10 protein-coding genes are annotated in these 12347 nt (G+C 32.8%); all 10 read right to left on the minus strand.

Features of this window, described 5'->3' with window-relative positions:
* Positions 1-40 precede the first annotated feature (40 nt).
* A complete protein-coding gene (locus P3X86_RS06045; protein WP_483291760.1) occupies positions 41-424 on the minus strand; it encodes a hypothetical protein in 384 nt (127 codons plus the stop codon).
* Between the two features lie 641 nt (positions 425-1065).
* Positions 1066-2427 (minus strand): RNA polymerase factor sigma-54, encoded by a 1362-nt coding sequence (rpoN, locus tag P3X86_RS06050; RefSeq protein ID WP_483292534.1) that lies wholly within the window; start codon positions 2425-2427, stop codon positions 1066-1068.
* A 168-nt stretch (positions 2428-2595) separates the two neighbouring features.
* Positions 2596-3528, minus strand: a complete 933-nt coding sequence (locus P3X86_RS06055; RefSeq protein WP_483291761.1) for an ABC transporter permease — start codon at positions 3526-3528, stop codon at positions 2596-2598.
* Positions 3529-4605, minus strand: coding sequence for an ABC transporter permease (locus P3X86_RS06060; protein ID WP_483291762.1), 1077 nt, complete (start codon positions 4603-4605; stop codon positions 3529-3531).
* Between the two features lie 21 nt (positions 4606-4626).
* Positions 4627-6141 carry an ABC transporter ATP-binding protein gene (locus P3X86_RS06065; protein WP_483292535.1) on the minus strand — a complete coding sequence of 505 codons (1515 nt, stop codon included), beginning with the start codon at positions 6139-6141 and terminating at the stop codon, positions 4627-4629.
* A 255-nt stretch (positions 6142-6396) separates the two neighbouring features.
* Positions 6397-7416 carry a BMP family lipoprotein gene (locus P3X86_RS06070; protein WP_483291763.1) on the minus strand — a complete coding sequence of 340 codons (1020 nt, stop codon included), beginning with the start codon at positions 7414-7416 and terminating at the stop codon, positions 6397-6399.
* Positions 7417-7719: 303 nt separating this feature from the next.
* Entirely contained in the window at positions 7720-8886 is a 1167-nt protein-coding gene (gene grdD, locus P3X86_RS06075) for a glycine/sarcosine/betaine reductase complex component C subunit alpha (RefSeq protein ID WP_483291764.1), read from the minus strand.
* An 11-nt stretch (positions 8887-8897) separates the two neighbouring features.
* Positions 8898-10436 carry a glycine/sarcosine/betaine reductase complex component C subunit beta gene (gene grdC, locus P3X86_RS06080; RefSeq protein WP_483291765.1) on the minus strand — a complete coding sequence of 513 codons (1539 nt, stop codon included), beginning with the start codon at positions 10434-10436 and terminating at the stop codon, positions 8898-8900.
* Positions 10437-10502: 66 nt separating this feature from the next.
* Positions 10503-11813 carry a glycine reductase complex selenoprotein B gene (gene grdB, locus P3X86_RS06085; protein WP_483291766.1) on the minus strand — a complete coding sequence of 437 codons (1311 nt, stop codon included), beginning with the start codon at positions 11811-11813 and terminating at the stop codon, positions 10503-10505.
* Between the two features lie 57 nt (positions 11814-11870).
* Entirely contained in the window at positions 11871-12341 is a 471-nt protein-coding gene (grdA, locus tag P3X86_RS06090; RefSeq protein WP_483291767.1) for a glycine/sarcosine/betaine reductase complex selenoprotein A, read from the minus strand.
* Between the last annotated feature and the right edge of the window lie 6 nt (positions 12342-12347).

Below are 12347 nucleotides of genomic sequence, written 5' to 3' on the forward strand. Positions count from 1 at the left end.
AATCTTGCAATTTCTTCTCATACTTGTTCTAATTTAGATTTTAATCATATTCTATTAACCCATAAGCTTTGCAACCTATAAATCCCCATCCCTTAGGGTTTAATTCCATTTTCCAATTAGCTTCTTCTGTTTCTCTAATTGTGCCTTTACATGTACCAGGTCTATCCATTAGTGTTTGCTTCTTCTTTTCCCATTTTTTGCCCGGCAAAGCTTTGTGGATTACTGCATATACCTTGAATAAAGATTTTGGTTCATTAATTGCAGAATAATCAACATGTGAACTAAGCCCTATAGATTTAGAAGTTTTTGATGATTGATGCTCTAAAAGAAGAACCCTTGCAGACTCTGCATAGATATTCAATGAAAAGCTGAATAAGAATACAATACACAAGCTAAAACTAATTAATAATTTGTTCTTTCTCATATACTTATTTCCTCCTAAATATAATTTTCTAAACGATGCATCAATTAGATATTATTATATTATCTTTTTTTTACATTTTTGTCAATAATATTATTTTAGTATTGATTATTCTTTCTTAAACTCATATATATAAACTGACTAAAGATGTTGATATTAGAAGAAAAATAAGCTATTTTAGTGACTATACATATAATTAACTTATACAAAAAAATTTGAGTAATATACTGTAGATTAATTTAGACAAAGAATTTAAAATATCAATGATAAAACGTACGCTAAGTACTGACTAATCTTGATTTTTTTAATGACGCAATAGTTTACCATTTTAGAGTAATCTAGCAGATTGTTATAAAATTAGTAAATTACAAGGAATAAAAAATACTGAGGATAGGAGCGTACTTCAGTACGTGACTAGTCTCAGTATTTTTTATGACGCAGTAATATGCAATATTTTTAATAACCTCCAAGTTATTCAAAAAGTTTGTAAATTACAAAAAGTAACGTCGATTTCTAAATTATCATAAAATGAGTAAAATACAAGGAATAAAAAAATCAAGGATAGGAGCGTACTTCAGTACGTGACTAGTCTCAGTATTTTTTATGACGCAGTAGTTTGCCATTTTAGGATAATTTAGGACAATCTAGTAACGACGACGTCCTGATGATGACGGTATATTAAGCTCATCCCTATACTTTGCAACCGTTCTCCTAGAGATGTTAATACCCTTTTCTTTTAATTTATTAGATATAACTTGATCGCTTAATGGTTTTTTTTGATTCTCTGTACTTATCATTTCTTTTATTATGGTTTTAATACTAGTGGATGCTATGCCACCTTCTGTATTTGTCACTCCACTTGAAAAGAAATACTTTAGCTCAAATAGTCCTTTAGGCGTTTGTATATACTTACCATTTGTAGCCCGACTTACTGTTGATTCGTGTACCCCTATATCACTTGCCACTTCTTTTAATGTCAACGGTTTTAAAGCTTTATCTCCTTTTTTAAAGAAATCTATTTGATATTTTAATATAGATTTGACAACGTTGTATATTGTCTGTCTTCTTTGCTCTATACTTTTTATAAGCCACATCGCTGAATTAAATTTGTTATTCAGATATTTAGATGTGTTTTCATCACTTGATGATAATAAGTTCTTGTAGTAATTACTAATCACCAATCTTGGAGCTGTGTTATCATTGACTATTATAACAAGTTCTCCATCTATTTCTTTTAGCGTCACATCTGGTTTTACGAATTTTACGTCATCATGTTTACTACTAAAACCTCTACCTGGCTTTGGTTCTAACGATTTAATTGTATCTAATATTTTCTGGACTTTCTTTGATGTTATAGATAATTCTTTTGATATCTTGGTAATTCTATTGTACGCTACATCTTCTAAATGATTCTCTACTACTTTATATATATATGGATCATCTATAAATTTGTACTCTAACTGTATCTTAAGGCATTCTTTAAGGCTAGAGCTTCCTACTCCTACTGGATCAAATGTCTGTATTAGCTTTACAATTTCTTTTACTTTGTCTACGTCAATGTTCAGTTGCTCGGATATTGATTCTATAGATATATTTAAATAACCATTATCATCAATACATTCTATTATAAACTCACCAATTTTTCTTTGCTCATTATTTATTTCTGATATGTCAAGTTGCGTTGTTAGATGCTCTTTTAAAGTCTCTTCTACTTTGTAAAACTTTTCAAATGTAAAATCGTTATCATCTTTTTCTCTACTTGATCCACCATCATATCTTGTGTAGCTTTGTTTTTGAGCGTATTCTTTCCAGTTAATTGAGTTATCCTGTTCATCTGAGTTTGTTTTTATATTAAAATCTAACATAGGATTTGATTCTATCTGATTTTTAACGTGTTCTACTATCTCTAGACTAGAATATTGGAGTATTTTAATAGCTTGTCTTAACTCTGGTGTCATTATTAGTTTTTGTGTTTGCTGTAATGTTAAGTCAAAGCCCAATCTCATATCTTTCACCTCTACTCCCTAATTCATGATTTATTACTAACTCAAAATCAAAGATAAGATTAATATAATAATAGTATATTATATTAACCTTATTACTTGTATTATACCAAAAAGTTATATGTGTAACAAATCAAATCCTTAATATTCGACATTTTTCACATATATTATTTATTTTTCACCTTTATCATAACTCTTTCCACTTGCTGCTGGAGCTATTGATTTTCCAACAAATCCTGCTAGCGCTAGTATAGTAGCTATATACGGAATAGCTGCTAAAAATTCATTAGATAAGAAACCTAATCCTAAAGAAGATGATTGTATTTTAAGAGCTTCTGTAAATCCAAAGAATAAACATGCAAGCATTGCTCCTACTGGATGCCACTTACCAAATATAACTGCTGCTAACGCAATAAATCCCCTACCAGCTGTCATTCCTTCTCTAAATGACCTTACTCCACCTAGTGAAATTGTAGCACCTGCAAGACCTGCTAACGCACCACTAATCAGTACACATTTATATCTAATTTTATATACATTTATACCAACTGTATCCGCTGCTCTTGGATGCTCTCCTACTGAACGTAATCTAAGTCCAAACGGTGTCTTGTACATTACATAATAAGAAACTGCAACTGCAATAAATGCTAAATAAACAAATAATGTTAATTGAGATGTTAAATCTCCTAGGAATGGTATCTTTTCAATGATAGGTATTGGTTTAGCACTTATAGCATTAGCAACTGCATCTGTTTGACCAGGTCTTCCCCATACTAACTCAATGAGATATGCTGTGAAGCTAGCTGACAGTAAGTTTATGGCTGTTCCAACTACCACTTGATTTGATTTTAAATTTATAGCAAAATATGCTAATAATAAGGCTACTATAATACCTGAAATAATTGCACCTAGAATACCTATGAAAGGCATACCTGTATATTTTGTAGCTAGTATCGAAAAAAATGCTCCATTTATCATTATACCTTCTAATGCTATATTAACAACTCCTGCTCTCTCTGAAAACATACCACCTAATGATGCAAATATTAACGGTGTGGCTAATCTTAATGTTGCAGCTATAATTCCTATGATGATTACTGTCATTTAAGCCACCTCCTTTTTTCTTTTCATGAAGAATTTTACTATTTTATCGCCAGCAATAAATAATATAATAACTGCTTGTATTATTCCTACTACTTCTTTTGGAATACCTGCAATTTGCATATGTCTTTCTCCATTTGCCAATATACCAAATAATATACCACTTGCTATTACTCCAATCGGATGTTCTTTACCTACAAGTGCAACTGCAATACCTGCTAGCCCATATCCCGGAGATTCAGCAACATTGTCTACTTTAAATGAAAGTCCTGCTACTTGTGAATATCCTGCAAGTCCTGCAAAAGCACCTGATATTGCCATTGATAATATCATGTTTTTTGATACATTTATTCCACCGTATTGAGCTGCTAAATCATTGTAGCCAACTGCACGTATCTCATATCCCATTGTTGTTTTATATAATATAAAATAAGCTATTATTCCGCATGCAATCGCAATAAATATACTTGTATTTAAGCTTGAATACCCAAATATAGGCAATATTGATTTTAATTTTGTAAGCCTTGCTGCCTCTGGTATAAGAATCGAATGAAATTTAACTTCTGTTCCTTCGATAACTGATGGGTTTAGTACTACTCTAACTAAATAATTACTCATAAAAAGTGCTATATAATTAAGCATTATGGAAGTTATAACTTCATGTACACCAAGCTTAGCCTTCAATACACCAGCTATTGATGCCCATATAGCTCCTCCTAACATTCCTCCTAACAGCGTTAAAGGTATTAGTAAAAATGGGCTTTCTATACCTCTAAATATATAACTTGCTACAACTGTAGATATTGCCCCTGCTATATACTGCCCCTCAGCGCCAATATTAAATAGATTAGTCTTAAATGCAAATGCAACAGATAAACCTGTCAATATTATTGGGGTAGATTTTAATAAAGTCTCTCCTATTTTAGGTATACTTCCTAAACTACCATTTAGTAATGCTATATAAGCGACTATAGGATTATTTCCTGTTATAATTATAAATACAGACCCTATTAAAAAACTCAATATAATCGCTATTAACGGCACTTTAAATGCCTCTAAAATATTACTTTTTTTAGTCATGATATAATCACCTCGTTCTATTTATTTCTTTCCGCCTGCCATCATAACGCCCAGTTCTTTTTCTGTTGCATCTTTAGCATTTACAATTCCTACGATATTACCATCATAAATAACTCCAATTCTATCAGCTAATGCTAATACTTCATCAAGTTCTAATGAAACTAAAAGTACTGCTTTACCTTTGTTTCTCTGCTCCACTATTCTCTTATGAACAAATTCTATAGCTCCAACATCTAGGCCTCTAGTTGGCTGTGCTGCTATCAATAAATCTGGATCTCTATATAATTCTCTTGCTATAATAACCTTTTGCTGATTACCTCCAGATAGTGATTTAGCTTTTACGTGTTGATTTGGCGTTCTAACATCAAATTCGCCAATTAATTCTACTGCATGTTTATTTATTTCATTATAATTCAATAGTCCATTTTTACTAAATGGAGCCTCATAGTGATTACCTAATATCATATTTTCAGATAGGGAAAAATCAAGCACTAAACCTCTTTTATGTCTATCTTCTGGAATATGACCAACTCCTGCTTCTATTATCTTCTTAGTTTTAGTATTGGTTATGTCTTTGTTGTTTAAGGATACATTTCCCCCTTTTGCTTTTCTAAGCCCTGTCAATACTTCCACTAACTCTGTCTGACCATTGCCGTCAACTCCAGCTATAGCAAATATTTCTCCAGCTTTAACTTCAAAACTAATACCCTTAACCTTTACTACTCCTCTTTGGTCTACTGCTGATAATTTATTAATTTCTAGAACTGTATCTCCAGTCTTCATTTCTTTTTTATCTACTACTAAATTGACCTTTCTACCTACCATTAACTCAGCAAGTTCATCACTAGTAGTTTTGTCTGTATCTACTGTATCTATAAGTTTACCTCTTCTTATGATAGTTACTTTATCACTCATTCCCATTATTTCTTTTAATTTATGAGTAATCAATATAACAGATTTGCCTTTTTGTGTTAATTTTTTTAGTATAATTGCTAACTCATCTATTTCTTGAGGTGTCAATACTGCTGTTGGCTCATCTAATATAAGTATATCCGCTCCTTTATAAAGCGCTTTTAATATCTCCACTCTCTGTTGCATACCTACTGATATGTCTTGAATCTTTGCATTTGGATCTACCGCTAGACCATATTTGTTAGATATTTCTTTAACATCTTCTATGGCTTTTTTCATATCCAGTTTGATTCCGTTTTTTCTTGTTGGCTCTGAACCTAGTATGATATTTTCTGCAATTGTAAATGGCGGAACTAACATAAAATGTTGATGAACCATCCCTATTCCATGGCTTATCGCAACTGTTGGATTCTTTATCTCAACTTTTTCACCATTAATATAGATTTCACCACTTGTCGGCTCATATAACCCATATAGTATATTCATCAATGTTGTTTTACCTGCTCCGTTTTCGCCCAGCAAAACACGAATTTCACCTTTGTTTAAAGTAAAGTTAACGTTGTCATTTGCTTTAACTCCAGGAAATTCCTTAGTTATATTTTTCATTTCTACTACTGTCTTCAGTGGAAATCCCTCCTTATCTTAATACACACAATAAGATTATACATCATATCCCTGTCATAAAGAAATTATAATTTAAACTAAATTTTTTCCTTTTTTGCAATGTCTTTGACAATTGAACTGTAATAAATATTAAGATTCCATTTTATTTCTATGAACATTGCATATATTTAAATATAATTTATAATTTCTTTATGGCAAATAATAAGGCCAGTTTATAGCTGACCTTATTATTTGATAAATTAAGTACTTTTATTATTATTTTAATAAATTTGGTATCTCTATTGAATTGAATTCCTCTTCTGTTTGAGGAACAACTTTTATAGATCCATCAAGTATAGCTTTTTTGTACTTTTCAGCTGCTTCTTTAAGGTCATCAGTTAAGTTACCAGCTTTATCACTATATCCAACACCTTCGTTCTTTAAGTTGAATATATAATCTCTACCTTCAAATTTATCATCTACAACAGCTTTTGTTATAGTTTTAGTAGCTAATCCAACTTCTTTAAGCATTGAACATAATACATTCTTTGGAGCTAAGTATGATTGATCTTGGTCAACACCTATAGCCCAGAAACCTTTTTCTTCTGCTGCTTGTATCATACCTGTACCAACTCCACCAGCTGCATGGTATACTATATCTGCTCCTCTTTGGTTTAGAGCTAATCCTAACTCTTTACCAATTGCAGTATCTGTAAATGAGTTAGCATAATCAACAAATACTTCTGCTTTAGGATTAACAGCCTTTACACCAGCTCTAAATCCATATTCAAATTTTTGTATACTAGGTATCTTAAGTCCACCTATAAAACCAATCTTGTTAGATTCAGTTTTTAGACCTGCTATAACTCCTACTAAAAATGATCCTTCATTTTCTGCAAATCTAGCAGCTGCCACATTTGTAGCTCCTTCTGGAACATGACCATCTATTATAGCGTACTTTTGATTTGGAAACTGCTTTGATGCTTGTTCCATAGCAGGATCAAGTAAACATCCTATAGCAAATATTAGATCTTGCTCCTTTTGTGCAAACGTTGTTAAATTGGGGATATAATCATCTTGAGTAGCTGACTCTATTACTGTTAATTTAATTCCATAATCCTTTTCAGCTTCTTTCAATCCTTTGTTAGCTGAATCATTGAAAGATTGATCTCCTAGTCCACCTGTATCAGTTATCATACCAACCGTTACTCCTGAACCTTTCTTGCTTGTACATCCTACTACCATTGATAAAGCTAGGATTACTACTAGCCCTAAAATTGAAAATCTTTTTAACATTAAATACCCTCCTAAACACATATCCAAGTTTTGTTAAACACTACACAACTATTATATATTTTTCTTTGTTATGGTGCAAGCTATACTTAACATGTTTATTTAAAATATTGTATTTTTTGCATCTCAATCTTAAATTTTATCTTTATTTTATATTTAAACATGTAAATTATTACTTTTTTATACTATATTATATTGTCAAAATGCTTTGTTCTTATATATTCGCACTAAAACAAAATAACTCATAGCATTAATGTTCTGTTCATACACCATGCTATGAGCTAATATATATACTATATTTTTATCTTACTGAGTAACATATCCCTCTTTTATAAGCACACTCGTAGCTTCACTTAGTTTTGACTCGTTTACCATTACAATAGGTCCTGTACAACCCATTCCACTTTCTGCATATATATTGTTTTTCCATAGCGCTGTTACTGCATCTTCTAATTCTAATATATCTATCCCAGAAATTTGACCTGTTACTACTTCTTTTGATGGCATAGCTACTTCTTCTTCATCTTTTGAAGATGCTTTCTTTTCTTTTGCAGCATTTAATATATCTTCTAGTTTTGCTTTTTTAGCCTTATTAAACTCATCTTTAGATACTTCTATAATATTACCACTGGCTACTTGAGCTGCATATGCTAGTGCATTTGCTATTACGGGTGCTCCTGAAGCTCTAGAGATAATTAATACATTTCTACTATAACCAGCTCCTACTCCTGGACCATATCCGTATCCAAACGCTTCATAACTTCCTCCAGTTGTATATGAAGAAAATATTTTCATTAATAAATTTCCAGTTAATGAATCTGTAATCATAACATCTGGTACTCCACCTAATAAGTCATTTCCTCTCATTACAAAGCCACCATCTGCTCTTATTGATTCAGTAAAATCTATATCATATCCATTGTCTCTTAATTTTAAAAGGGCTCTTTCTACTTGCCTAGCGCCGTCAACGTTCAAAATGCCCACTTTAGGATTATTGATACCTGCAGACTTAGCAGCGATTATACCATGAATACCATTTTTAACCATAGCTTCTACTCTGTGTGGAGATGATGTTCCTGTAGTTGTTGCTATAAACATCTCTTTTCCTGTAGCTGGTGTTACTACTCTACCAACTGTTGATACTCCAACTGGGAAGTTATAGTGTAATGTAACGCACCCTTTTATTTCTCCTGAGTCCAAAAGTTCTTCCATTACTTTATATTGTTCATCTTCAGTGTTTGCTTCATATATCTTTAAGCTAGTATCTGCTTTTGGTCCTATTAGAACTACTTCTATTGATGAATCTCTGTTTTGAGCTATTTCTGCTCCCTTGATTATATTTTCTACTCCGTGCTCACTGCCAAGCATCGTTACAGCTACTCTTATTTTTTGACCAAAATTTCCAGTTTCTAATGCATCTGCTATATCATTAAAAACCTTTCCTATCATATTTTTAACATTATTATTCTCCATTTGTATCACCTCTACTCTACTGTTAAATGTGATGCAAATTCTCTCATTGCCTCAGCTACCATTTTTTTAATTGTTTCTTCTGATGCTCCTTTTTCCTCACTAATCTTTCCACTATTTCTTTCTATAACTATTGATACTCCATCAAAAAGATTAGTCATTCTTCCTAAGAATAGACTTCCTTTACCTACTATCATTGCTTTGTTTACATTACCTTCTGTCATTGCATCTTTTGCAAATCCTATATAAGGAACTCCTGAAGGAATATGACCTTGTGTTGGTGCCCAACCTGGCATACCATGCTTAGTTACAAAGTTCATTAAATCTTTTCTTTCTATATCTTTTCTCTTAACTCCTAATGCACCTATCATCTTATAGTTTGATGTTGGAACATCTCCAGCTCCTGCTGGCTTTGTTATATCTGGATTTTGCATTTCTACTGAGTACTTATCTATATCTGTTATTTTCATATTTCCTTTATCTAGTGGTGCTGTTATCAGAGATGTTATTACAGCTTGTGGTGATGATCCTGTACCTACTGTATGTCTTCCAACTAAATCAGTTCTAAGCACTGGATTAACTCCATCATTTTTGCTAACAAGTACTGCAAAACCACCTAATGTATCCTCTAATATTGGCATATCCTTTTTAACATGGTCTTTACCGTTCATTCCAAGCTTAGCTGTAGCTCCTCCTGCAACTATCACTACATTTTCATATACTCCAGCTTGTACTAACGCAGCTGCTTCTATTAATGCATGAGTTGGAGCTGCACAAAAACCTCTTGTATCTGAACCTGTTGCATTCATACATCCAGCTAATTCTGCTATTGATTTAGCGAAGTTACCGCCACCTCTTTGGTTCATATCTCCACATGCTTCTTCTGAACACTCTATTACATACTGCACGTCATTTGCATCTATGTTGTTTTTCTCTAATAGATTTACCATTGCAAGATAACCTGATGCTTTAACTACTAGATTTTCATACATTACATGTGATGTTAAATTTACGTCTATATCATGTGCTCTTTTTACACATCCAACTAATTTGCCGTCATTGTATATAGCTTCTGCATGATGCTTTTCTATATGCTCTTTTATTTCTTCTAATGTTGTTTCTGTAGGTATCTTAGCTACTAATTCTTTATTTATAACTTCATGTTTTTCTATTTTTTCAGTTACATTTTTTGAAAATTCTGCTTCTAGTTCAACTAATCCAAATGCATCTGATATTTTTAATAGCCCTATAAATTCGTCTTGTGGCATTATTTCGCCAAATTTACCGTATCTAGATGCTGACTCTGCTTTTTTATCAAACCAAGGCATTTCAAAGCCTGCTAGTTCTTCTGGAGTCATGTTTCCAATATAAGTTTGGTTTGGCAAGTAGCTAACTACATCCTCAAAGCTTCTAATGTGGTTTGGTAATTGTTTTAAATAATCTGACTCTGGATTTACTATTTTTTCTGTTGTTTGTGTTGTACCATTATGAATAATCATATCTGGTGTATGAACTAGTATATAACTAGCTCCTTTTACTACTGGAAAAGTCATATTTAACACCTCCGCATATTTAAATGGGACTAGCTCAAATTTAGTACCTGAGTTAGTCCCATGAAATTAATCTTCAAATACAGTTTGCCCGTCTACTTCTGTCTCTAAAGCTTTTAGAGCTTTTTCAACTATATGTCTTCTTAGCTCTTTTTCTTCCTCTTTATCCATACTAGGGTTTCCTAATGGATGAGGAATAGCAATCGCAGGAACTATTCTGTTAGCTCCAACAGTAAGTGAAATTGGAACTACTGTACAAATGTGAACTACTGGAATTCCAGCTCTTTCTATTTCTTTTACCATCGTTGCACCGCAACGTGTACACGTACCTCACGTAGAAGTTAATATAACTGCTTCTACACCATCTGCAACTAACTCTTTTGCAAACTCAGCTGCAAATTTCTTAGAACTAGCAACTGCAGTACCGTTTCCTGTTGTTGTATAGAAATATCTATGAAGTTCACCAATTTTTCCTTCTTTTTCTAAATCTCTTAATACATCTACTGGTAATACTCTGTCTGCATCTTCATTAGCGTATGTTGGATCATATCCACCATGTGCAGTTTCATGAGTTTCACTTGTTAAATCATCAAATGAAGCTATATCATATTTACCATATTTTGATGCACTTGAAGACTCTATATGATCAGGGTTACCTTTTGGAACTATACCTCCAGATGTAACTAAAGCAACTTTAACTTTAGATATGTCTTTAACAGCTGGATTTGGATCCACTCTATCAAAATCAGGCATTGGATACTCTGTCTCGTATTTTTCACCTTTTAATTTTTTAACTAACATATCTACAGCTCTTTTTGAGCCTCTCTCTGCTGCGAAATAGTTCTTTCTGATACCTCTTGGAATATAGCCTTCTTCACTAGCAGACCCTATCTCTTCACCTTTAGCTAATTTAATTGCTAATGGAGCCATTACTTTTACTGCTTTTCTCATACCTGCTGCACTGTTTTTAGTTGATACGATATATACGCTTTTCTTAAACATATCTGCACCAGGGTTTTCAATGTACATACCTGTTAATACAGGGATATTTAATTCACTTTGAACAGCATCTGCAATTGTACCACATGCAACACCATATCTTCCTGCGTTGAATGCTGGACCTGCTATAAATAGATCTGGATTGTATTTTTTCACCATACCTATTACTTCTGCTTTCGCTTCTTCTACATTTTCGTTAAAATATGAGTCTCCACAGATTATTGTTGCAACTATTTCAGCTTCGTCTGAAAAGTTTTTATTGAATTCTAGTCCTGGGCCTACTACACCTTCTCTTACTTCTGGCTTTATGTTTGCCTTTTCCTCTCCACCTATACCGGCAAAGAACTGATTTATATAATGAACCACTCTGATTTTACTCATTTTTTACCCCCTCTCTCGGATTTTTTAGGGTATATTAACATTAGTTAATATCGTTTATTAAAATTTACAAAATTCGTCTCTTATCTCTTTCATTTCTTCGATGATTTCATCTACATCTAGAACCATTTCCATCATACCTATTTGCTCATCGTAAACATCTGCATCTACTTCGCCTTTGAATTCAGGTTCTACTGCATGATAAACTCTAAGTCCTAACTGGACTCCTGCTAATGGACCAGCAAATGTAGGGTCTCCAGCTGTAACTGTTTCAGCTGCTAATCCAGCTGCCTCAGCTTCTGCTGCACCTAGTAACACGATAACATTCTCAGCTCCGTGTTTCTCTGTAAGGTCTTTAACCCTCTTTTGATTTTCTAAATCCATTGCACCTGCAGCCGTTCAGACAAAACACTCTGTAGAAGAAAATACTACTTCTGCTTCTGTAGCTTTTAAGCATTCTTCGATTGCAGGACCTGGTATACCGTCTCTATCGCCTATGATAATAACTTTTTTACCATCATATAATCCCATAGTCAA

This window comes from Abyssisolibacter sp. ZYX002 (assembly GCF_056892235.1).

Coding starts and splice junctions, on each gene's coding strand:
- P3X86_RS06045 (WP_483291760.1), bottom strand. CDS start 424: ATGAGAAAGAACAAATTATTAATTAGTTTTAGCTTGTGTATTGTATTC.
- rpoN (WP_483292534.1), bottom strand. CDS start 2,427: ATGAGATTGGGCTTTGACTTAACATTACAGCAAACACAAAAACTAATA.
- P3X86_RS06055 (WP_483291761.1), bottom strand. CDS start 3,528: ATGACAGTAATCATCATAGGAATTATAGCTGCAACATTAAGATTAGCC.
- P3X86_RS06060 (WP_483291762.1), bottom strand. CDS start 4,605: ATGACTAAAAAAAGTAATATTTTAGAGGCATTTAAAGTGCCGTTAATA.
- P3X86_RS06070 (WP_483291763.1), bottom strand. CDS start 7,416: ATGTTAAAAAGATTTTCAATTTTAGGGCTAGTAGTAATCCTAGCTTTA.
- grdD (WP_483291764.1), bottom strand. CDS start 8,886: ATGGAGAATAATAATGTTAAAAATATGATAGGAAAGGTTTTTAATGAT.
- grdC (WP_483291765.1), bottom strand. CDS start 10,436: ATGACTTTTCCAGTAGTAAAAGGAGCTAGTTATATACTAGTTCATACA.